Annotated in this window: 22 protein-coding genes, 1 tRNA gene and 4 pseudogenes; 12 read left to right on the top strand and 15 right to left on the bottom strand. The window is 58.0% G+C overall.

What is annotated here, in order from left to right:
• The first annotated feature begins 11 nt into the window (after positions 1–11).
• A complete protein-coding gene (locus NUH86_RS00750) occupies positions 12–311 on the top strand; it encodes a hypothetical protein (RefSeq protein ID WP_267250799.1) in 300 nt (99 codons plus the stop codon).
• 14 nt (positions 312–325) lie between these two features.
• Here the strand turns inward: NUH86_RS00750 and NUH86_RS00745 are convergent.
• From NUH86_RS00745 to NUH86_RS00730, 4 genes and pseudogenes are all read right to left on the bottom strand, one after another.
• Positions 326–871, bottom strand: a pseudogene (locus NUH86_RS00745) (transposase); the annotation flags it as partial.
• 296 nt (positions 872–1167) lie between these two features.
• On the bottom strand, positions 1168–1680 hold the full coding sequence (locus NUH86_RS00740; RefSeq protein ID WP_267250798.1) for a flavin reductase family protein: 513 nt from the start codon (positions 1678–1680) through the stop codon (positions 1168–1170).
• A gap of 67 nt (positions 1681–1747) precedes the next feature.
• A pseudogene (locus tag NUH86_RS00735) lies at positions 1748–2419 on the bottom strand (alpha/beta fold hydrolase); the annotation flags it as partial.
• 235 nt (positions 2420–2654) lie between these two features.
• Entirely contained in the window at positions 2655–4025 is a 1371-nt protein-coding gene (locus NUH86_RS00730; RefSeq protein WP_267250797.1) for an MFS transporter, read from the bottom strand.
• A 319-nt stretch (positions 4026–4344) separates the two neighbouring features.
• Here NUH86_RS00730 and NUH86_RS00725 point away from each other — a divergent pair.
• The 3 genes and pseudogenes from NUH86_RS00725 (at position 4345) to NUH86_RS00715 (ending at position 5295) form a co-directional block, all read left to right on the top strand.
• Positions 4345–4938 (top strand): annotated as a pseudogene (locus tag NUH86_RS00725) (SDR family NAD(P)-dependent oxidoreductase).
• A complete protein-coding gene (locus NUH86_RS00720; RefSeq protein WP_267250796.1) occupies positions 4938–5075 on the top strand; it encodes an SDR family oxidoreductase in 138 nt (45 codons plus the stop codon). Before NUH86_RS00725 ends, NUH86_RS00720 begins: the two are co-directional and overlap by 1 nt.
• A 58-nt stretch (positions 5076–5133) precedes the next feature.
• A complete protein-coding gene (locus tag NUH86_RS00715; RefSeq protein WP_323748997.1) occupies positions 5134–5295 on the top strand; it encodes an SDR family NAD(P)-dependent oxidoreductase in 162 nt (53 codons plus the stop codon).
• On the opposite strand, the gene NUH86_RS00710 is transcribed toward NUH86_RS00715, so the two are convergent.
• From NUH86_RS00710 to NUH86_RS00675, 8 genes and pseudogenes are all read right to left on the bottom strand, one after another.
• Complete coding sequence (locus NUH86_RS00710) at positions 5276–5566, bottom strand: DUF1330 domain-containing protein (RefSeq protein ID WP_267250795.1); 291 nt, start codon at positions 5564–5566, stop codon at positions 5276–5278. The two genes, NUH86_RS00715 and NUH86_RS00710, sit on opposite strands and share 20 nt — an antisense overlap.
• Positions 5567–5583: 17 nt before the next feature.
• Positions 5584–6366 carry an SDR family NAD(P)-dependent oxidoreductase gene (locus tag NUH86_RS00705; protein ID WP_267250794.1) on the bottom strand — a complete coding sequence of 261 codons (783 nt, stop codon included), beginning with the start codon at positions 6364–6366 and terminating at the stop codon, positions 5584–5586.
• A gap of 421 nt (positions 6367–6787) precedes the next feature.
• Positions 6788–7332: pseudogene (locus NUH86_RS00700) on the bottom strand (aldehyde dehydrogenase family protein); the annotation flags it as partial.
• A gap of 47 nt (positions 7333–7379) precedes the next feature.
• Positions 7380–7895 (bottom strand): nuclear transport factor 2 family protein, encoded by a 516-nt coding sequence (locus tag NUH86_RS00695; RefSeq protein WP_267250793.1) that lies wholly within the window; start codon positions 7893–7895, stop codon positions 7380–7382.
• Between the two features lie 586 nt (positions 7896–8481).
• Positions 8482–9513 carry an IS110 family transposase gene (locus NUH86_RS00690; protein WP_139139481.1) on the bottom strand — a complete coding sequence of 344 codons (1032 nt, stop codon included), beginning with the start codon at positions 9511–9513 and terminating at the stop codon, positions 8482–8484.
• A 302-nt stretch (positions 9514–9815) separates the two neighbouring features.
• The gene (locus NUH86_RS00685; protein WP_139139481.1) at positions 9816–10847 is read right to left on the bottom strand and encodes an IS110 family transposase; all 1032 of its coding nucleotides are present in this window, start codon (positions 10845–10847) and stop codon (positions 9816–9818) included.
• 51 nt (positions 10848–10898) lie between these two features.
• A complete protein-coding gene (locus NUH86_RS00680) occupies positions 10899–12941 on the bottom strand; it encodes a TonB-dependent receptor (protein ID WP_267250792.1) in 2043 nt (680 codons plus the stop codon).
• A gap of 249 nt (positions 12942–13190) precedes the next feature.
• The gene (locus NUH86_RS00675; protein ID WP_267252203.1) at positions 13191–13514 is read right to left on the bottom strand and encodes a hypothetical protein; all 324 of its coding nucleotides are present in this window, start codon (positions 13512–13514) and stop codon (positions 13191–13193) included.
• On the opposite strand from NUH86_RS00675, the gene NUH86_RS00670 reads away from it, so the two are divergent.
• The 3 genes from NUH86_RS00670 to NUH86_RS00660 all read left to right on the top strand — a co-directional run bounded on the left by NUH86_RS00670 (position 13509) and on the right by NUH86_RS00660 (position 15770).
• Positions 13509–14291 carry an alpha/beta hydrolase gene (locus tag NUH86_RS00670; protein ID WP_267252190.1) on the top strand — a complete coding sequence of 261 codons (783 nt, stop codon included), beginning with the start codon at positions 13509–13511 and terminating at the stop codon, positions 14289–14291. The genes NUH86_RS00675 and NUH86_RS00670 overlap by 6 nt on opposite strands.
• Before the next feature lie 45 nt (positions 14292–14336).
• On the top strand, positions 14337–15386 hold the full coding sequence (locus tag NUH86_RS00665; RefSeq protein ID WP_267250791.1) for an LLM class flavin-dependent oxidoreductase: 1050 nt from the start codon (positions 14337–14339) through the stop codon (positions 15384–15386).
• A gap of 159 nt (positions 15387–15545) precedes the next feature.
• Positions 15546–15770 (top strand): hypothetical protein, encoded by a 225-nt coding sequence (locus NUH86_RS00660; RefSeq protein WP_267250790.1) that lies wholly within the window; start codon positions 15546–15548, stop codon positions 15768–15770.
• Between the two features lie 172 nt (positions 15771–15942).
• Here NUH86_RS00660 and NUH86_RS00655 read toward each other — a convergent pair whose 3' ends face one another.
• On the bottom strand, positions 15943–16590 hold the full coding sequence (locus tag NUH86_RS00655; RefSeq protein ID WP_267250789.1) for a flavin reductase family protein: 648 nt from the start codon (positions 16588–16590) through the stop codon (positions 15943–15945).
• Between the two features lie 494 nt (positions 16591–17084).
• Positions 17085–17996 carry an IclR family transcriptional regulator gene (locus NUH86_RS00650; protein ID WP_267250788.1) on the bottom strand — a complete coding sequence of 304 codons (912 nt, stop codon included), beginning with the start codon at positions 17994–17996 and terminating at the stop codon, positions 17085–17087.
• Between the two features lie 242 nt (positions 17997–18238).
• On the opposite strand from NUH86_RS00650, the gene NUH86_RS00645 reads away from it, so the two are divergent.
• The 3 genes from NUH86_RS00645 to NUH86_RS00635 all read left to right on the top strand — a co-directional run bounded on the left by NUH86_RS00645 (position 18239) and on the right by NUH86_RS00635 (position 19757).
• Positions 18239–18697: a cupin domain-containing protein gene (locus NUH86_RS00645; protein WP_267250787.1), complete on the top strand. Its 459-nt coding sequence runs from the start codon at positions 18239–18241 to the stop codon at positions 18695–18697.
• Between the two features lie 36 nt (positions 18698–18733).
• On the top strand, positions 18734–19309 hold the full coding sequence (locus tag NUH86_RS00640; RefSeq protein WP_267250786.1) for a cupin domain-containing protein: 576 nt from the start codon (positions 18734–18736) through the stop codon (positions 19307–19309).
• Between the two features lie 172 nt (positions 19310–19481).
• Positions 19482–19757 (top strand): phage head closure protein, encoded by a 276-nt coding sequence (locus NUH86_RS00635; RefSeq protein WP_267252189.1) that lies wholly within the window; start codon positions 19482–19484, stop codon positions 19755–19757.
• A gap of 507 nt (positions 19758–20264) precedes the next feature.
• On the opposite strand, the gene NUH86_RS00630 is transcribed toward NUH86_RS00635, so the two are convergent.
• Positions 20265–20341, bottom strand: a tRNA-Arg gene (locus NUH86_RS00630).
• A 583-nt stretch (positions 20342–20924) separates the two neighbouring features.
• Here NUH86_RS00630 and NUH86_RS00625 point away from each other — a divergent pair.
• Both NUH86_RS00625 and NUH86_RS00620 read left to right on the top strand, forming a co-directional pair.
• A complete protein-coding gene (locus NUH86_RS00625; protein ID WP_267250785.1) occupies positions 20925–21044 on the top strand; it encodes a phage tail protein in 120 nt (39 codons plus the stop codon).
• Complete coding sequence (locus NUH86_RS00620; protein ID WP_267250784.1) at positions 21041–22066, top strand: contractile injection system protein, VgrG/Pvc8 family; 1026 nt, start codon at positions 21041–21043, stop codon at positions 22064–22066. Before NUH86_RS00625 ends, NUH86_RS00620 begins: the two co-directional genes overlap by 4 nt.
• The last annotated feature ends 27 nt before the right edge of the window (positions 22067–22093 follow it).

The raw sequence follows: 22093 nt of genomic DNA, 5'->3' as shown, positions 1-22093 counted from the left end.
AGGAGGCGCGCATGAGTGATGATCCCGCGAAATTCAGAAGGGCCAGCGGACGTCCGTTTCAGCATGAAGATGACTTGAGACTCCTGCTCCATGTGGAGATCGGGCGCGTCGTTAAGGACCTGAGCGTGAATCGCGTCTTTGAAAAGCTTCCTTTCTGGGATTCGCAGGGGCGGCGATTTCACAAGGCAACGCTCAAGCGGCGCTATTATCAGCGCAAGGCCCTCCTGCAGGGAATGCGTCTGCCCAATGACGTGATCGTGCCCAGTCGATCGTGCCCCGCAGGGTGGTGTAACAGCGCGGATCCTCGGTAGAGGATCGGACTGGATCAGGCAGCCACACCGGGCAGCTTGATGAGAGGATTGTCGCTGACAGGCGCGAGACTTTCAAGGCTCATGTATCGGCGGGATACGGCCCATTCGTCCTGCTGTTCGAGCATCAGGGCGCCGACGAGCCGGATCACGGCCGCATCATTGGGAAAGATGCCGACGACATCAGACCGTCTTTTGATCTCGCCATTGAGCCGCTCGAGAGGATTCGTGCTGGAGATCTGCGGCCAATGGTCCTTCGGGAAGGCGGTATAGGCGAGGACATCCTCTCGTGCGGCGTCCATCATTTCGGCGAGCTTGGGAGCGCGGTCGCGTAGGGCATCGGCGATTGTCTGCCACTGCTTATGGGCCTCCCGAGAGGTCTCCTGGGCAAAGATCGTCTTGATCATGGCCGTGACCGCAGGCCGCTGTTGGGTTGACACATGCGCGAGGGCATTGCGCATCCACACTTCACGGCCTTTGGCTCGCGAAGAACTGCGTGGCCTTCCTAAGAAACAGCCATATCTGGCTCCGGTGGCAGTTCCTGAAGCGAGAAGCCGAAGGCCTTCGCGCGGCGCTGGAGATTGCCGATCACCCGGCTGCGATAGCGCTCTTCATATTGGGTGGCGCCCCCTCTTCATCATTCCAACAATATCTCATAGAAAAGTAAATTGTTCATTGGGCAATTCATTTGATCTACGCGGCGTTCTTGCTCCTCCGCAAGCGGCGCTCGGACTGGGTGCCGAAGTCGTCAACCATGGCGACGACCGTGCACAACGTGGCGAGGCGAATACGCAGGCCGTCCATGCCATTGATGGCGACGGACTCGGTTGAACTCGGGCTTGGTCCGTTCATCGTCATGTCACGGAGGCGGCCGGCTCCCGGCTTCCCGCGCCAGCTCGACGCGCCCATAGGCGCCGTTCATATAGACCAGCGGGTCAATGCCATCGCTCAGGCTGACATCCACCACGTTGCCGAGGAAGATGCTGTGCGATCCATGGTCGATCTGGTGCACGTTGCTGCACGAGATGCTTGCCTGAGAGCCCAAAAGGATCGGCACGTTCGCGCTCGACATCCGCCAAGCCGCCGTTTCGAACCGCGCTTCGCCCTTGACCGCGCTCGAGCAAAGCGCCGCTAGATCCACGTGGCCCTGCGACAGGATATTGACGGCAAACGGGGCCTTGGCGGCGAGCACCGGATATAACGACGCCGAACGGTTGACGCAGATCAGCATCGAAGGCGGCTCGAAGCTCAATTCGCTGACTGCGGTGGCCGCCATCGCATAGCGCGATTGCCCGTCGAACGACGTGATGACGACCACCGCCTTTGCCAAGCGCCGCAAGGCCTGCCTGTATTGTTCAATCACCTGGTCCATTCACGCTCCTTGTCCATCGTCGCGCCGTCAGGCGCGCATCGCTTCGCGCACTGCGGCGAGGGGTGCCTCAAGCATCGAGCCGCTCCAGGAATTTGCGGATGACGCCGTTCACTTCGTCGGCTCGCTCGATATGGGGGCAGTGCCCTGTCCCCTCCACGACGTGCAGCTGCGATCCGGGGATCTGATCGGCCAGTTCCCTTTCCCACCCCGGCAGGCGCAGCTTGTCCTCGTCGCCAGCGATGATCAGCACGGGCATGGTGAGGTTCTGGTACGGCGTATCGTCAGGCTTGCCGAAGAATTCGCGCGGTGGCACCAGCGGGTTCTTGAAACGCGATGCAGCGATACTTTCCCATGCCCCGTGACGGATGCTCGAATCGAAGCGGCGCTGGACATAGTCGGTGTCCTCGCTCCATTTCGGATCGACGAACATCGCGCGCAGCATTGTGCGCATGCCGTCCATCGTGCAGTCATAGTTCACCATTGCACGACGATGCTCGTTATCGGGATTGAATCCGCCGCCGGCGATCATGGTCAAGGAGCGGATTCGATAATCCTGGGGAACTGGGGCGATAGATTTTGAGAACAGGCCCGCGCCCATCGAATTGCCGACGACGTGACTGTCCTCCAACTCCATAACCTGCATGAAACGGCGCATGTGCGCGACCATGCGTGCCTGGCCGCCGCCGAAATCGTAAAGCTTGTCGGTCAGACCATAGCCCAGCCAATCCGGCGCCACGACGCGGTAATGCTCGGGCGAGTTTGGGCAGGACGAATTCCCAGCTCAGTTCTGCGCAAGCGCTGAATTCGCCGCTGTGCAGCAACAACACCGGGCGGCCCTCCCCCGCCTCCAGGTAATGGGTGCGAATACCGTCGATCTGGACGAACTTGCTTATCGGCTTCACGCCTTATCTCCTGCTTTTACTTAGCAAATGCCAGGGGCTGAACGTCAGCACTTACAGCCTGAAGCCAGCCGATCATCGCCCCCGGAGCGTCGCATCCGGTGCGCTGCTCAAGCCGGGGTCCCAACGTCGGTTCTTTAGAAAAAGGACGCAAATCGCGCCCGCGGTGGTTAGGCACACCAGATAGGCGACGGCCCAGGTGATCGCGCCGCTGTTTGCGCGGATTAGCGTGGCAACGACAGAGACCGTCACGCCTCCGCCTAGGATAGCGCCCAAGCTCGCACCAATTGAGACCCCAGAATAGCGCACTTCGGGCGAAAAGGATTCGGTGATTAAGGCCGCGCAAGGCCCGAAGAACGCTGACTGAGCCAGCACCATCAACGACAGGGCCGCCGTGATAAGCAGGGTGCTTTGCGTGGACATGACCAAGAACAGGGGGATGATCATGACCGCAATTGCAAAGGCCGCCGTCACCATGACGGGTGCACGACCAAACTTGTCGGAGAGCATGCCGGCAAAGATCGCACCGAAAATCTGGAAAACAGAAGATACCGCCGAAGCTAGCAGCATCGTGCTTGCCGGCACGCCAAAGGTTGCAGCATAGCTGGCCATAAATACAGTCGCGACGTAGAAGTTGCCCTGGGCGGTCATGAATATAATAGAAATGAGCAGAATTTCCTTGGGGTATCTCTTTACTACCTTGACCAGCGGTGCTTTGCTCAATTTGTGCTGCGCCTGAATTGCCAGAAACCCCGGCGTTTCAGTCGAGAACCTGCGGATATAGATGCCGATCAAGAACATCACAGAGGCCAGCAGGAATGGAATGCGCCAACCCCAGACCATATATTTGTCGCCGGTGAAATGAGCTGACAGTAGCATGATGACCGTCGCGAGGATGAGGCCGAGCCCGGTTCCGGCTTGCGTCAATGCTCCGACAAACCCCTTTTTCCTGGCCGGCGCATGCTCCACCGACATCAGAATTGCGCCGCCATATTCGCCTCCCAGTGCGAACCCTTGGATCAACCGCATGGCCACGAGCGCAATCGGCGCAGCGGCCCCGATCTGGTCGTAGGTTGGAAGGAGTCCGATAATGGTCGTTGCGGAGCCGATCAGCGCCAGGCTGATTATCATCATCGGCTTCCGCCCGATCTTGTCGCCGAAATGCCCAAAGAACAGGCCGCCGAGCGGTCGTGTCAGGAAACCGGCCGCGAACGTCAAAAGTGCTAGGAGCGATGCGAGTCCCGAATCCAGCGATGAAAAGAAAAGCGGCGCGAACACAGTCGCGGTGGCGGCGCCGTAGAGAAGGAAATCATACGATTCTAGCGTCATGCCGAGGAAGCTGCCAATGATCGACCGCTTGGCCTGTTGGTTGCCGAGAAAGGTGGAAAATGGCTTTTCCAACGCGGGCACTTTAGCCAGCGCGACATCGGACACGATCTCTACCATCACCCGCTCCTACACCTCTATAAGTCGATCGACTGTAGTGTGCTGAGCGTCTGGCACGCCCAATCTATCGTATTCCTATCAGCCCATGTTGTGCACTATGTCAATCATATATCACACTGTGCAACACATATAATGAACATTCGGATCATCCTTTGCATTTAGTAGCTTGCCATTGACGGCCGCCGCTGCACGCAGTTATCATATTGTAAAACGCATTCTGCATAATACCAAACCATGCGCGCCGGCATTTCGGTTGCTTTGAGGGGGACCGCCATTGGACTTTTTTCAACGGGTTTTCGCCCTTCACGGTCAGCTGTCAGTGGTGACCGGCGGCGCCAGCGGGCTAGGCAGAACATTCGCGCTCGCGCTGGCAGAAGCCGGGGCCGACCTCGCATTGATCGATATGAACGCAGATGGTTTGCAAGAGACCGCGGAACAGATCCGCCGGATCTGACGCACGGTCGCCTGCTATGTCGCGGACATCACCGATGAAGGCTCGATCGGCGCAGCCTTTGCGGATGCCGCCCGGCTCACCGGCCGTATCGACATTCTGGTTAACAATGCCGGCGTCGGCGAATCATGCCGCGCGTTGCTACACGAATATACCAGCAGCGACTGGCAACGCCTCCTGCGGATCAATGTCGATGGCGTGTTCATGTGTTCGCGCGAAGCGCTGAAGCTCATGCATGCGCAAAAGCGAGGCAGGATCATCAATATCGCGTCGATATGGGGTTTGACCGCCGGCGGCATCATCAACATCACAGGCTATGCCGCTTCGAAGGGCGCGATTGTCAACCTGACGCGCGAGATGGCGGTGCAATATGCGCCATATAATATACAGATCAACGCGGTCTGCCCCGGATTTCATCGCACGCCGCTCGCTAATTTCAGCGACACCAGTTTCACGGGTTGATGACTGGCCACACTCCGGCTGGACGCATCGCGGACGCTGAAGAGTTGCAAGGCACGGTTGTCTTTCTCGCCTCGTCAGCGTCCGATTTTATGTGTGGCGCAATCATTCCGGTCGATGGCGGCTATCTGGCGCGGTGACGCCGTTGATCTTCTACGGTTGATTTTCGCGTAGACCAACATTCTGAGGAGCTTCTTCATGCAACAGAGCCTGTCTGGTAAAGTGGCGGTGGTCACCGGGGCGGCACGCGGAATCGGACAAGCGATTGCGGTCAAGCTTGCCGCGAATGGTGCGACTGTCGTGCTCGTCGACGAGCAATTCACGGCGGGAGTCAATATACTCAGGCTACGCCTTCGATAATCATGATGTCACCCGTCGCGTTACCGATGCGATGTGCCCTCGCAGCCTGGTATTCGGGAGAATTATAACAGCGTAACGCGGCATCCAGGCTGTCAAATTCGATGACGACATTGCGCGGCCGCGTGGTTCCTTCGAGCGAGACCATTCGGCCGCCCCGTGCGAGCGGCCGGCCACCAAATAACCTGAAGGCGTCGGTCGCTCCCACGGTGTACAATTGATATGCCTCGGGGTTCTCGACCGTGATATGTGCGATCCAATATCCCTTTGGCATCAAGGTGTTCCCCTGCTTCACCGGCTCCCGAGTGATTTCTGCGTAAAAAGGGTCTGGGACAGGCCGCCGTCGCAATTGATGACCTCGCCCGTGATGTACGAAGCTGCCGGCGAAGCGAGAAAAAGAACTAGCTCAGCAATTTCCTGAACCGTTCCCAACCGGCCCAGGGGAATGCTTGAAACTCGACTGGATATCACCGCGGTGGGCATCTTCTGGCGGACCGCCAAGGTATCGATGGTACCAGGACTGACGACGTTCACACGAACCCCGGATGGCGCCCACTCGACTGCGAGTTGTTGCATCAACGAGTTCAACGCAGCTTTGCTAGGACCGTAGGCCCCGCCATTGGGATATGCAGTCCCACCAGCGAGCGAGGAGATGTTGATGAAGGCTGCGCTAGAACTGCTCCGCAAGGCGGGCAAGGCCGCGCGTGCCAGATGGAAGGCGCCGTCGACATTTACGGCGAAAGTTTGGCGCCACGTTTCAGCCGACATTTCCTCGATCGGAGAAGGCGTGAGGACGCCGGCGACGTTGACGACGATGTCCAACTGGTGAAATGCGTCAAGAGCTGCGGACACGCCGGCCTGCGCCTGGGCAGCTTGGGTGATGTCCAAGCTAACTGAGATGGCCGTTCCAACGTTTGCAGCGATGTCGCGCGCAACTTGCTCGGCCGCCGCGGCATTCAGGTCCGCAACGACGACCTTGGCGCCCACACTGCCGAAACTCCGCGCGATGCCCTCGCCAATGCCGCTGCCGCCGCCAACGACCAGCACTATGCGATCAGCCAGGTGGACACGCATCAATTCACTCCTTAAAATGGGATCTTGGTCGAACTCACAAGCTCGGAGACCGGGCGCGGGGATAACACCCCCCAACAATCAGACGCAGCGCTGGATGCTACCCGCCGGGTATGCTGACAGACCTTCAAGCGGGGCCGTAAGCGCTGCAATTCCCGATGCGATCCCGGAAATGGTTGCGCGCGCTGAACAAGAGCGGTTCGTACTCACTTGGCTTGCGCCCGGGGCCAACCGCTGCGTTGTACGTGCCGCTGCACGATCCGCGCAACCAGCTCGGCGCAACATCGATCCGGTTATCCCATCGTCGGGATGACGAAGGCATTGCCCCCGTCGGGCGAACCGTCGGGCCAGCGCTGAGTGATGGTCTTGACCTTGGTCCAGAAGCGGACGCCTTCCATGCCGTGCTGGTTGACGTCGCCGAAAGGACGGGGACGGAAGGATCGCGTTCACTGGGCTTGAGCAGAAAGGCGTTGCCGCAGGCGATCGCCACGCCCGACATCCACAAGGGGATCATCGCGGGAAGTTGAACAGGGTGATGCCGGCGCCGATACCGAGCGGCTGACGCATGCTGTAGACGTCGATGCCGGGGCCAGCGCCTTGGGTATATTCGCCCTTGAGCGCATGCGGGATGCCGCAGGCGAACTCGATCACTTCGAGCCCGCGCTGGATGTCGCCCTTGGCGTCGGCGATGACCTTGCCGTGCTCTGAGGAGATGAGGTGGGCGAGGGCGTCCATATTCGCCTCGACCAGTTCCTTGAACTTGAACTTCACGCGGGCGCGGCGCTGCGGATTGGTCGCGGCCCAGCCCGGTTGGGCGGCCTGTGCGGCGGCGACGGCACGATCGAGATCGGCCTGCGTGCCCAGCGAAACACGGGCCTGGACACCCCCTATATTGGGATCGAAAACGTCCGAGGTGCGGCCTGCGCCGCCGCTGGCATGGCCCGCGATGAGATGGTCGATCGTGCGCATAAGCTCTCCTGCGACGGGTCCCACGGCCCCACTCGTCGTGCAATTCTTCAATTGCCGTTGAAAAACGCGTAAGATGGATCTTCCTTATCCCGGCGCCCCTTAGGCAGCAGGTCGACGAAGGGACCCTGCATCTTGAACACGACGGGGTCGATGCGGTCCTTTTCATGCAGCGTCACGCGCTCGACGATCTTCCACTCGCCCTCCCGCCGTTCGAACCGGTCGAGATACCGGCCAGGCGCCATCATGTCGTGATCCACGCCATCCTTGTTCAAGCGGTAGAAGACGATAACGTGCAATTCGCTGACTGCGGTGTCACCATCAATATCCAGATTGATCTGACCTAGAAAATGCATGCACTGTTCGATCTTGCCTGCATGTCGCTCAAGAACCCAATCGGCAAAGCCGACCGCCGATCCTTCATAGGAGCCGTGATGGTCGATCGCGTCCGGGTGATAACAAGAAATCATCAACTCGCGATCAAGGCGATCAATGCCCCGCGACAACCGCGTCAGCACATCCTGAATTTGCCGGCGCGCCTCAAGATCACGCACCACTTCAACCATATCTAGGTCCGACATATCGTTCTTTCTCGGGTGTCTGTTCAAGCGGAGAGGCGTGCAGCCTCGCATAGCTTGTTGCAGCTGTTGTCTGGCTAGGCCTGGCGCATCCCGTGGGAAGGAACTTGTCGTTTCCTTCCCACCCGTTGTTCAACTTAGAACCGCAGCTCGGCTCCAAGGCCGACCTGACGCGGAGGTTCGTAGACCTGATCCGCTGATTGGAGACCGATCCGAATTTGCTGGACGATCTTGGCATTTGTCAGGTTGTTGGCCCATACACTGAAAGTCCAGTTGCTCCCGCTGGGCGAGAACGAGGCTTCTGTGGTTGCCGCCCGTGATGCAAGAAGTTTCTGATCCGAAGAGCGAGTGATCGAGTGCGGTCTTCTGTCAGGCCTTTGGTTGCGGCGTTTCAGAAGCCGCTGGCCGGTATGGTGATCTGCGGTTCGAGTCCAAATCTCGTTTTCGAGCTGGGATGCTCACGCCTCGTAACTGGTTTTCCCGAACCAGATCTGTTCGCTCATTTCGCCCATTCGGGTCGTCGCCTTCTCACACCCCCATCATCCGACGTTAGGTAAGCTTGTTGGCATGCCGATCATGCAACTGCTGCCTGCGCCGGAATTCTGTATTCATTACCATTTTTTATCAGGGCCCAAATCGTTCTGGCCATCTTGTTGGCGAGGGCAATTGCCACAAGCATTCTCGGTTTCCTGGCAAGCATATCTGCGAGCCAGGAATTTTCTGGAATCGATCTTCGACCCATCCAATTCAGACGGGACATTGCACCTATGATAAGCAGTCTGCGGATATCGGCCTGACCCGCTTTCGAAATACGTCCAAGGCGCTCCTTTCCGCCCGAGGAGAATTGTCGCGGGACAAGACCGAGCCAGGCCGCGAAGTCCCGCCCGCATCGGAAGCTCTCCATTGATGGGGCGAAGGCCTCGACCGCTAAGGCTGTTAAAGGGCCAACTCCCGGAATCGTCTGTAGCCGCTTGGCCGCGTCAGTTTCAGCCGCCAGCGCTTTGATCTTCTTTGTCCGTATATTGATACGCTCAGTTTTCTCAGCGATCTGTGCCAATAGATCTCGGCATTCCTCCCGCATCAAAACGGGCAAATCGCTGTTAAGCTCATCAAGAATGTCCGCAATCCTGCAGAGCTGATTTATGCCTTGGGGGACAACATGACCATATTCATAGAGCGCCGCCCTTACGGCATTGACCAGTTCCGTGCGTTGATGAACCAGCCGTTCTCTTCCGCGAAATAGAATCGCCCTGCTTTGCTGCTCTTCCGACTTTGGATCAACAAACCGCATCTCTGGTCGTTGAGCCGCAATTACGATCGCTTCAGCGTCAGCGGCATCATTTTTCTGTCGCTTCACGAACGGCTTAACATAGTGTGGTGCGATAAGTTTGACCTCGTGGCCAAGCCGGATCATTTCCCGGGCCCAATAATGCGCACTGCCACATGCTTCCATCACGATCACCGCCGACGGTTGCGCTGCCATAAATGCGGCGAAGGCTGAACGCGGAAGCTTTTTCCGAAACTTGGGTTCGCCTGTCATTGACGCTGCATGAAGCTGAAACACGGACTTTGCCAAGTCCACGCCGATCATTGTATCTTTTGACACGATTGCCGTCCTTTCCGCTCAGTGGTCCTCTGTGGTTGCCGCCCGTGATGCAAGAAGTTTCTGATCCGAAGAGCGAGTGATCGAGTGCGGTCTTCTGTCAGGCCTTTGGTTGCGGCGTTTCAGAAGCCGCTGGCCGGTATGGTGATCTGCGGTTCGAGTCCAAATCTCGTTTTCGAGCTGGGATGCTCACGCCTCGTAACTGGTTTTCCCGAACCAGATCTGTTCGCTCATTTCGCCCATTCGGGTCGTCGCCTTCTCACACCCCCATCATCCGACGTTAGGTAAGCTTGTTGGCATGCCGATCATGCAACTGCTGCCTGCGCCGGAATTCTGTATTCATTACCATTTTTTATCAGGGCCCAAATCGTTCTGGCCATCTTGTTGGCGAGGGCAATTGCCACAAGCATTCTCGGTTTCCTGGCAAGCATATCTGCGAGCCAGGAATTTTCTGGAATCGATCTTCGACCCATCCAATTCAGACGGGACATTGCACCTATGATAAGCAGTCTGCGGATATCGGCCTGACCCGCTTTCGAAATACGTCCAAGGCGCTCCTTTCCGCCCGAGGAGAATTGTCGCGGGACAAGACCGAGCCAGGCCGCGAAGTCCCGCCCGCATCGGAAGCTCTCCATTGATGGGGCGAAGGCCTCGACCGCTAAGGCTGTTAAAGGGCCAACTCCCGGAATCGTCTGTAGCCGCTTGGCCGCGTCAGTTTCAGCCGCCAGCGCTTTGATCTTCTTTGTCCGTATATTGATACGCTCAGTTTTCTCAGCGATCTGTGCCAATAGATCTCGGCATTCCTCCCGCATCAAAACGGGCAAATCGCTGTTAAGCTCATCAAGAATGTCCGCAATCCTGCAGAGCTGATTTATGCCTTGGGGGACAACATGACCATATTCATAGAGCGCCGCCCTTACGGCATTGACCAGTTCCGTGCGTTGATGAACCAGCCGTTCTCTTCCGCGAAATAGAATCGCCCTGCTTTGCTGCTCTTCCGACTTTGGATCAACAAACCGCATCTCTGGTCGTTGAGCCGCAATTACGATCGCTTCAGCGTCAGCGGCATCATTTTTCTGTCGCTTCACGAACGGCTTAACATAGTGTGGTGCGATAAGTTTGACCTCGTGGCCAAGCCGGATCATTTCCCGGGCCCAATAATGCGCACTGCCACATGCTTCCATCACGATCACCGCCGACGGTTGCGCTGCCATAAATGCGGCGAAGGCTGAACGCGGAAGCTTTTTCCGAAACTTGGGTTCGCCTGTCATTGACGCTGCATGAAGCTGAAACACGGACTTTGCCAAGTCCACGCCGATCATTGTATCTTTTGACACGATTGCCGTCCTTTCCGCTCAGTGGTCCTAATTCCACTATCCTGGCACATCTCAGTGCCGTCTGGGGAGGGCGGCAACCACCCCATCTCGACCGTTGACCCGAGTGAAGGGTTGCTGAGAGAAGCGATTGGCAAAATCGTAATAGACGCGCGCGCTGTGGAATAGATTAGCGTTCACGCGTGCGGTCCCGGCACTATATTCATGCTTCCAGGCTCCGCCGACCGAGAAGGTGTATTCGGGACTGCGAATGAGCCGCTTGCCGGCGACATCCGCCGTGACGGCAGCATTGCCCCCCGTCGCCAGCGGCACGAATGTCTGGGCCAACGGAAAGTTTTTGTACTTGCCATCATTATAGGACACAGCCGCGTTGAGCTGCAGGCCCCTGAGCGGCGACGCCGTCAATTCGAACTCGCCACCCGAAATCCTCGCTTCACCCGCATTCTGGAGAATATAGTTTCCGTTTGCCAGCGGGCTTCGTGACTGAACCTGAAGGTCGGTATAGTCGTACCGGAAGACTGACAGGTTGGTCCGCAGCCAATCCAGTGGTTCGACTTTCAACCCGGCTTCCCAGGATCTGATCTCTTCGGGATTAACCGGATCTGGCGAGGTCGATGAACCGTTGTAGACGCCGCTCTTGAACCCCGTGCTGTAGCTCGCATAGATATTGGCGTTTTCTGCAAACTGATAGCGCACGATGCCGCGATAGGTCGGCTTGTCGAATGTCCGGCTGGTTTTGCCGAAAGCGAGCGTCGTACCGTTGACCGTCTGCTTGAACGTTTTCTTTTCCGTCGTGTAGCGGGCCCCAACGGTTACGAACAGCGAGGGCACGATCTCATAGGTTCCTTCGGCAAAACCGGCGAAGGATCGCGATGTTATGCGCGGCTGCAGGTCAAGGGTCGACACAGGTCCGCCCGGCAGGCCGTTGGAGGTGATGATCTGGGCAGAGGTGCCCGCCTTCAGATAAAAGGCATACACGCCGGCCGTCCATTGGAACCGCCCGGAAGACGTCGATAGCGCGCGGACTTCCTGGCTGAAGTTTTTGGCCGTACCGTAGATCGGGATCTGGCCAAGGAAGATGTTCGAAGAGTCCGAATCAGTCGTGTAATCCGTCACGCTGTCTTGATATGCACCGGTGGTTTCGACATTGAACCCATCAAAGTTCAGCTCAGTCTTCAGCGCGAACTTCAGGCTATGGAAGTCCAGGCGCGGTGGAATATTTGTTGACGCCTGCCAAGGCCCTGTAGGGAGGATGACTCCTGGATAACTCAGCCCCCTTGTGTTGGTGTTGTTATAGGGCTGCAGTGCGTTGGACGTTGACTTCTGTTCGACATATTCGCCGGTCAGAACCAGTTTTGCGCTATCGCTGGGCTGCCAAAGCAGTTTGCTGCGGACATCGAAAACTTTCTGGTCGCCCAGCGTGCCGCCACGAACGAGATCCTTGATATAGCCGTCGTTCGAACGGTAGAGCACCGCAAGATCCGCAGCCACCGCGTCGGTCAGACCGCCGGTGATATAACCGCGGACGTCGAACAAATTCGACTTAAGGCGACTGCGGCCATATTCGCCGGCGATGCGCCCACGCATTTCAAAGCTTGGATCGGGCGTGATGACGTTGACAAGCCCGCCCGTCGCGTTGCGACCGAAGGTTGTACCCTGCGGGCCGCGCAGCACTTCCACACGATCGATCTCGACGAGTTCGATGAATGTCGAGAATGGGTCCGCCTGATAGACGCCGTCGACATAGGTCGCGACGTTCGATTCGTCGCCGGGAGAGACACCGCTGGAGCCAACGCCGCGGATAGTGGGCTGATTGGCGCCCACGTTGCGGCCCGAAATGAAACCGGGCGCAACCTGCCCGAGATCACGCACTTGGCTCACGCCAGCACCGCCAAGCGTCTCTGCCGTGACCGCAGTGACCGAAACCGGCACGTCCTGGAGCTTTGCTTCTCGCCGGGTCGCCGTGACGACAATTTCCTCAAGACCGCTGCTTCCCTCTTTTTCCCCCGGCGGCGCTTCTTGTTCCTGCGCCGCCATGGCGATCGACGACGTAGAAACCGACAGCAAACCAAGTGTGAGTGACAGAACTGCTCGCATGGCTTTCCCCTCCACAACGTCTCAGTAATCGAGACTGTTATTGCATATTATGTAATCTGCTACGCAGGAGACGTCAACCATAGACGGTGCAAGGTGAGCAAAACATTGTGCTATCGAGCATTTATGGCATAAAACAGGGGCAGAGAGGCATCTCCTCCTCCCATACTCGCGATGCTCATCACAAATATATTGCCCATTGTATAATATAAGATCTATGGTGCAATTATCGGAGAGGGGCCAGCGATTCGCCTATCGCGCCGACAAGGCGATGCGGCGGATCGACTGGGGCGAGCGATGCCGCGTCTGAAAGTCGTTCCCAACCATTTTCAGCGACGCGCGCGTGCGTGAAAAACGGAGTGGAATGCGATGGACACAGCTACGCAATACTCGCGCGATGCCGCGCAAGGCGCGGCCGATCCGGCAATCACGGAGATCATTGGGATCGAACATTCGGTCGAAAGCAAATCCGCACATGACGGATCGCAACTGCGAATCCATGTCTGGGAAAAGCACCGCGCCGATCTGGACCCTAGGGAGCTTGCCGCGTCGGGACGCGCCGTCGTTCTGATGCATGGCTCCCGGCGCTCGGCCCGTGTCGCATTCGATCTGCAGGTGCCGTTGGAGCCGGATGAGCCATCCTATTCCCTGATGGACGTGCTGGCGAACGCAGGCTTCGACGTCTTTTCCGTCGATGTGCAGAATTATGGCCGTTCGGACCACCATCCCTCAGGCCTGAAGGTGACGACTGAAGTCGCGGCAAATGATGTGCGCAATGCAGTAGAGTATATCTGCGATTTGCGCGGCGCGAAGGATGTCCTGCTGCTGGGATGGTCATGGGGAAGCACAGTCGTCTCGCTTTATGCCGAGTCCGCCGGAAACCGCGTACGTCGGCTGGTCCAGTTCGGCCCGAAGGTCGTCGCGCTTCCAGCGGGCTCGGGCGGCCCGGTCGATGTTCCGCTCGACCAAGACTTCTTCGAAACAACTGCAACCACGTCAGAACAATCCTTCCAGGCCGAATATGGTGAGCGGAAAGTCGTTGAGGCGTGGTGGAATGAGGGTCGAAAATGGGACCGGTTCGGACCCAATGGCTGTGCTGCCGACTTCATTCGTCGCTTTCCGCTATCCAGGCCCGAACGCCTGACTGTGCCGACGCTGATCATCCTCGCAGGCGGCGACTTCATGTGGTTCGATAAGGATCATATCGTCAAATATTTCGTCGAGATCGCGGCGACGGAGAAGCATCTGAGCCTGCTGCCTGATGGAGGGCACGCTGCGCATCTTCATCGCGGCCGCTCTCAGTTCTTTAAGCGTGTCATCGACTTTTTCGAGGCCGGTAACGGCGATCGGTGACGCCGACGCCGTCCGCAAATCAACTTCAAGTGCAAGGATTACAGGATGAAGTTCTCCATCTCCTATATTGCGCAGGCAGGGACCGAAGAACCTATTGCCACCGCGCTGTCGCGTGTGGCCGACGCATGTATCGAAGCAGAGGATTTCGGCTTCGACACATTCATGATCGGCGAGCAGCATTTCACGCCCTATCTGGTCAATCCGGACAGTCTGCAATATTTCACCTACCTGGCGGCCAGGACAAAGCGCATCCGCTTCTGCTCCGGCGTCATCGTGCTGCCGCACCATCATCCGATCCAGTTCGCGGAGCGCGTCGCGCTGCTCGATATCCTGAGTGACGGGCGCCTGGATATCGGCATTGGCCGCGGCTATCAGCGCCGCGCCTACGACGGGCTTGGCATCAACATGGAGGATTCGTCAGAACGGTTCGACGAAACGCTCGAGATCGCCAAACTGGCCTGGACGAGCGAGAATTTCACATACGAAGGCAAATATCATTCCGTAAAGGATCCGATCTCGGTCTATCCCAAGCCTGTCCAGCAACCCTATCCACCTATCTGGGTCGCAGGCGTCAGTCCACATTCGCTCGAGAAGATCGGGAAGAGCGACTATGGCTTCCTCAAGAATCCGTCGGACAATCTCGAGACGAGCAAGCTCCAAATCGACACCTACAAGGCCGCGCGTCGCGCTGCTGGCCTACCTGAATCCGGTGATCGCATTCGTCTGGATCGGATGACCGTCGTGCTGGAAGATCGCAAGGAAGCCAAGGCGCATGCCGATGATGTCATGCGGCGCTTCACTCGCCTGTTCGCAGGTGCGACGATCAAGCCGCCGCCCGGCAAATCTTACGAACACTATCAGTCCAAGCAGTATCGTGAGGACCGCGGTCTCGAAGGCGGCTATGATTTCGAGCGGATCGACGCCGAGCAAATGTTTACCGATCCCGAGGGCGCGATCGAGCGGATCACTTACTTGCGCGACGTCGTGGGCGCCACGGAGGTTTCCTTCAACGTGGGCATGGCCGGCATGTCGCCTGAGTTGATCTCGCGCGTGATGCGAACGATATCGGAAAAGGTGATGCCGGCGTTCAAATAAACGTGGAAGCGCAGGTGGATCGCGATCGAGGTTCGCGATCCACCCGGGGATAGCAACGTTGCGAAGACTAGAGTTTTTCCGCTTGTGATTGAATCGAAGGGATTCTCTTTCGTCTGATTTTGTGCTTCAAGCTGGCTACTGGTGAAGAGGCCAGCCTGGATGAGGGCATATTCAGCGGATTTGCGGGCATTGTTCTGCCGTTATCTTGATGAAGGCATGTCGTCGCGCGCCGCCGGACGTGTGGTTGGCTCCGTGATCGGCCGCTACATGCAGCGGCACCGGCATCAGGAGTTCATCCGCTTCGGGCCGGCCCATCCCCGGGGCACGACGTGGAAGGGCGCGGGTGGCTGGGCGACCCGTCTCGTGGCGCACATCGCTGGCTGAGCACGAAATGCACATTCTGTTGCGAATGGCTGCATGATCCGGTGACTGAAATTTTTAAGCGTGTCAGGCTGAAAGCTCTACGCGGCCTCAGTCCGGCGTGCCACACGCTCCGTCGCGCATGCTCGTCCCGACGGGCAAGCACAGCGCCGTCTCTCGCAAGGTTCATATCGTATTAAGCCGCGCTTTTCTCCACCGCGGAGTCCGTTGGGTCTTCGGCGCCTTCGGGCCGAACGATCTGGAACATGCTGTCGGCCACGACATAGTCCTGATAGCCGCAGCGCGCGATCGGACGCATGGCGGCGACATCGACGATGCCGTCCTTGATGAACTCATCGTTGATGTGGAAGCCGACGACCTCCCCCAGGATGAGGACGTTTTCGACCGATTCACCAAGGTGATTCTTTAACGTTATGACGTCGCAAACCTTGCACTCGAGTGAAACCGGCGAAGCGGCAACCCGGGGCGGACGGACAAGACGGGATTTGGCAGTTTCCAGGCACGCAAAGCTGAACTCGCTCTCGCCGCGCGGCAGCGGCGTGGACGTCGCGTTCATTTCAAAGCGTAGATCGTAGGTCGCCATGTTCCAGACGAATTCGCGGGTCTCGATTGCGAATGTTGCGGAGTCCCGCAACCCATCGCTTGAAAAGCCAACAATTGGCGGACGTCCGGCGAACGCGTTGAAATAGCTGTAGGGGGCGAGATTCACCGCGCCATCCCGATTCATCGTGGAAACCCATCCTATCGGGCGCGGTACGACCAGCGCCTTGAATGGATCATGAGGAAGCAAGGTGCGGTCGCGCGCCTTTGGTTCGTAGAACATAGTACCTCGCCGCACCGCCAGGGGCGCAAATGAGTGGGGTTTGACGCGATAGGTATCGTCGGATTCATAGCGCGTTTCTCCGAGCTCGAGGAAAGCGCCATCAGCACCTGAGATCGTCGCCCATAGCCTAATGGCACACTAATTACATATTATGCAATAAGACATTTTGCGGGATGGGCTGCATTGGAGACAATGCGCACAGGAGCTTGTCGGTTCTGCCGAAAACCAGCCTGCTCCGCACATCAGTATGGAGGAGTGTCCGAATATGGAGATGGCCTGAATTACGCATCTGAAGCTGATTGCGCGACAACTGATTTGTTGGAGCGTAGGCTGGGAGTCAGCACACGGTTGTCAGTCGTTGTGTGCAAGCAGGCGGCGCGCAGACGGATGCTTTTTGGCGCGTCTGTGGTCACAGACGCCCGGACGGTCACAGAGAGGCGGATGACCGATACCGACAGCGCCCCCTGAAAGCGCCGGAAATGCCGCTTGCGTGATCACGAACTTGCGACGGCATCGCCTGGCGGACCGATCGACAAGCGCTGCGCGAACTCGCGAATTTCCTGTTGCCAATCAGGTCGGCGGCCCTTGTGATCGTACAACGTGCCGACAAGGGTTACGGCCACTTCAATCTCTCCCTGCCAATTTGTTATCGGCGCGGAGAGGGAAAAGAGCCCGGGGATACTGCGCTCATCAAGGGCCGCCAGACGATCGGCCCGAACCTTCTCGACCATTCGATCGATACTCTCGGGATTCGGATCGATATCCGGCAACCATTGCCCCGCGTCGAGCCAGCGCTCCATTTCGATGCGCATCCGCGCGGCTGTGATACGTCGCGGCAGAAAGGCGAGAAATACGCGCCCACTCGAGGACGAAAGAAGGGGCAACGTACTTCCGAGACCAAAAGAGGTCACGGTCGTGCTGCTGCTCCGCTCCCAGCGTACGATCGTTGCGCCCTGCCCACCCCAAACCGACAGCAGCGCTGTAAGACCAGTCGCCGTACTAAGTTCCTCAAGGGCGTCAGCCGCGCGGTTGACGAAATCATTGCGCCCCAGCGAAGCCAGGCCAATCTCGACCGCCCTCGGCCCAAGGTCGTAACGACCAAGTCTGCCTTGTTGAACAACCAGGCCGGCCTTCATGAAACTGGCGAGGTAACGATGCGCCTTGCTAGTCGGTAGATCTGCGGCTCGAGCCAAATCAGCCAGCCCGACGGCTGTTGGAAATTTCGCTAAGGTTTTGAGCAGGCCAAGCGCGGCGTCCAGCGACTGAATGCCTCTACGCGCTGCAATCTCGGCATCTGCGTCCGACACCTCCCGCTCACCAAGTACGAGAGGCTTGGCACTGAGCTCCTGCTGGGCAAGCACAGCCTCAACACGTGACCGCTTCGTAGAACTGGACTTTGCTGCCATGTAATCCTCAATCGCCGCATGGGCTCATCATGGCCCGATGGAGAAAAATTTCTCAGTCCAGGCGTACATTGCCATTGGAAGCTGCACAAGTCGATGCACTGGCAACAACGAACGATCTTAGCGGCAGCGCTCATCAAGAGCGGCTAGCCGTCCATCAAGGGCATGATCGCGGTTAAAATATTTGACCCTCGCGCCGATTTAATGCGCATAGCAGAACGTGTTCCATATGGAGGAATATCGTTATGTCTGTTGAAGACGATGGCATCGTTGCGACAGTCGATCGGCAGGCTGAGCTGGGACGCATGTCGTTCTATGAGAAAGCCGGATCGGAAAACCTTGCGCCACTTTGGCGGGTTCTTCACGGCTTGGTCACCGAAACACCAAGGCCGACTGCCATTCCAGCGCATTGGAGCTATCGCTCGGTGCGGCCTTATCTGATGGAGGCGTGCGATATCATCTCCACGAGCGAAGCCGAACGCCGCGTCTTGGTGCTCGAAAATCCGGGCTTGCGCGGCCAGTCGCGTATCACGCCCAGCTTGTTTGCCGGCTTGCAGATCATCCTGCCGGGCGAGATTGCGCCCGCTCACCGTCACATCGCGTCGGCGCTTCGCTTCATCGTGGAAGGAAGCGGGGCCTACACGGCGGTAGCAGGCGAAAAAACCATGATGGAGCCAGGCGATTTCGTCATCACGCCTTCATAGACCTGGCATGATCATGGCAATCCATCGGACAATCCAATGGTATGGCTCGATGGCCTGGACATGCACGTGGTCAATATCTTGAGCGCCAGCTTCCGAGAAAACCATGATGACGCAGAGCAACCGGTTACGCGAGCCGAGGGTACGTCATTCACCGAAGCAGGCTGCAATCTTCTGCCTCTAGACTATAAGCCGAAGTCGCAGACTTCTCCCCTGTTCAACTATCCCTATCGCGTCAGCCGCGAGGCGCTCTATCGTCTCAGCCTCTCGCGCGATCCTGATCCCCATCATGGATTCAAGATGGTCTATATCAACCCGGTGACCGGTGGTGCGGCGATGCCGACGATGACCACCGCCACCCAGCTCCTTCCCCGCAGCTTCAGCACAGAAGTCTACAAGTCCACGGCCGGCACGGTTTTCTCCGTCATCGAAGGAGCGGGAAGCGCGGTAATTGGCGACCTCAGGTTCGAATTCGGTCCCAAGGATCACTTCGTCGTTCCAAGCTGGGTACCTTTCACCCTTACAGCTAGCGAAGATTCGGTACTTTTCAGCTACTCCGATAGAAGTATTCAGGAAAAACTTGATCTCTTTCAGGAGATGCGCGGCAATGCGTGACATGCTTAATATCCGATACTCCACGGGTAAACAGAGTCCCGGTGAAGGGCGAGGACAAACGTTTTCTGGTCAGGTAAATTTACTGCGTTGGTCGCGGCTATGCTGAACATCTCCGAGAAATGGTCGCCGACGAACGGCAAAGCCTTTTTTCCAGAAGCCGTCTGATGCGCTCATAGAAGACCGGGTAGCGGCCCCCTATGGCGGCGAGATCGTCACATGGGGCGCTCTGGCGACCGTCTATGCCGAGGTGCGGCAGCAAGGCGGGCGTGAGTTCCTGCCGGCTCAACAGATGATGGCGAGCAAGCGCGTGGTTTTCTATCTGCGCTGGACACCCGGCCTTACTGTAACCGATCACGTGGAGCATGACGGCGTGATCCACAATATCGAGGAAGTGCGCGAGATCGGGCGGCGCGATGGCTTGGAACTGCACACGGTAGCAACCGCCTGATGCAAAAAGCCCCGCCTCACTCAAAGGAAGGCAGGGCAAGTTTGGGTCGCACTGCAGGCGAACCTGCCAAGAAGTGAAGCGCCTTATCCGGAGAGATGGCAACCCGGCTACCTATTAGAGTTACTGCTGGCGCAAAAGAGTAGGCCCAAAAAGGCGGGGCCTGCTTTTAGGGGCCTGACAGACTCCCGCCCGTCTCCTCCGAGGTCGGTATTTTAGCAGCGTTGGGCAGTTCCCCGGTCTCCGTTGGATCAAAGCCCCGCGCCTGTGTGAGGTGGGGCCGAGCAAGGGACCTGTTCCGATGTATGTTATACTCTCAAGCTGCGGCCCGTACGCGTGCGATATGGGCTAGCCGCCGGCAATTAAACGCATCTTCATGTGCCATGGAGCCGCCGCAAGCCAAGAGAAAACGGCGGAAAACCGGGGAAAACGGCGTCACAGGATTGGCGCATGAGATTTGCGCCCAAGTCGACGGCTGAGCTCGCAAGTGACTGTAAGTAAAAGAGAAAATGGTGCACCCGGCGGGATTCGAACCCACGGCCCTCAGATTAGGAATCTGATGCTCTATCCTGCTGAGCTACGGGTGCACTGAGCGAAAGCCTTGGGTTTCCGCGCTTTTCCGTTAACCGCCCTTCCCCCGTTCGTCAATAAGATCGGAACGAAGCGGAAACCTGCGGCACATCGCGGCACAATCCTGTCACATTCCGCGTCACACTCCATCGTCACATGCAGCGGTAAAACGCTGTCATCACCGCCTATTACAAAAACGCCTTGAAACAGGTTTAGTAGTCAGGGGGAGCGCGGGAAAAATCTTACCTCTCTTACAATGGCGGAAAACAGCCATTTTTTACCTTACCTTTCACCTTACCTTTTCCTTACCATGTAAGGCGCTCTCAACCTCACATTTTCGATTTCGATAATCGTTTGTTTTCAATGTTTTATCGACACACCATTACAAATGTAAGACGAGGTAAGGCGAATAACCTGACCAATAAAATACATATATTTCATAATGTTATGTGCAATTTTTGGAGCTGGTAAGGGAGGTAAGATTTTTCCCGAATACCCCATCCCGCAACGGGCGTGGCTTCGACCAAAATAATTTCACGCGGAAAACCGAAGACGCTGCATCAACGCGCGTCTCCCCGGATCGCAGCGAAAATTGGTCCCATGGGCGAAGTGCTGGGCGATTTCTTCATCCGCCGCCTCTCGCTCGATCGCGGCTATTTCTTCAAGGACGGCGTGGCGCGCAAGGCGGACTTCACCCTTGATCTGGAGCGCGCGGAATGAGCGAACCCGCAGCCGCCAGGAAAATGCCCTTCGCCGCGTGGCGCGTGACGCTCGACGGCAAGGATTTGACCGAGGCCATGGCCCCGCGCCTGATTTCGCTCAGCCTCAGCGAAAAGCGGGGCGATGAGGCCGATCTGCTCGACATCGTCATACACGATGCGGACGGCCTGCTGGAAATCCCAAAATCCGGCGCGGTCCTGCGCGTGGCGCTGGGCTGGAAACAGGGGAGCGGCCTTCCGGTCGGCTTGGTCGACAAGGGCAGCTTCAAGGTGGACGAAGCCAGCTTTTCCGGCCCGCCCGATCTGGTGACGGTGCGCGCCCGCTCCGCCGACCTGACCGATAGCTTCCGGGTCCGCAAGGAACGCAGCTTCGTGGGCAAGACGGTGAAGGACATCGTCACCGCCATCGCGGGGGACAATGGCCTGAAACCCCAGATCGACGCCGGGCTGGGGGCGAAGGTCATTCCTGCGCTGGGCACGGGCGCGAAAAGCGATGCCGCCTTGCTCCGCCTGCTGGGCAAGCGGTTCGACGCGGTGGCCACCGTCAAGGCCGGGGCGCTGATCTTCGCGCCGATCGGCAAGGGCATGACCACCAAGGGCACCGCCCTGCCCGTCGAAACCCTCAATCGCAGCGCCAGCGAAAGGCTGGAATATAGCCGCGTCGAACGCGACCAGCATGACGGCGTGGAGGCGTCATGGCACGACAAGGCGACCGGCGAGCGCAAGGCCGTGAAATCCGGCCACAAGGGCAAGGGGAAGGCCAAGCGCCTGCGCAAGACCTATGCCAGCGAAACCGACGCGCGCCATGCGGCGGATGCGGAGAACGGACGTATCACCCGCGCCAAGGCGAAATGCACCTTCACCTTGGCCTATGGGCGGCCCGACATCTTTCCCGAACGGCCGATAGAGCTGGAAGGCGTCAAGGCGGAGATCGCGGGGCATAGCTGGATCGTCGCGGACTGCACCCATAATATGGACGGTCAGGGCGCGCTCAAGACCACGCTCAATCTGGAAGCTATTTAGCACAAATATTTGTGCATTTTGCTTGCA

The sequence above is a fragment of the Sphingobium sp. JS3065 genome (genome assembly GCF_026427355.1).
Lineage (GTDB): Bacteria > Pseudomonadota > Alphaproteobacteria > Sphingomonadales > Sphingomonadaceae > Sphingobium.
Note: the sequence above shows the minus strand (reverse complement) of the source record. Positions and strands in the feature narration are given on the sequence as shown.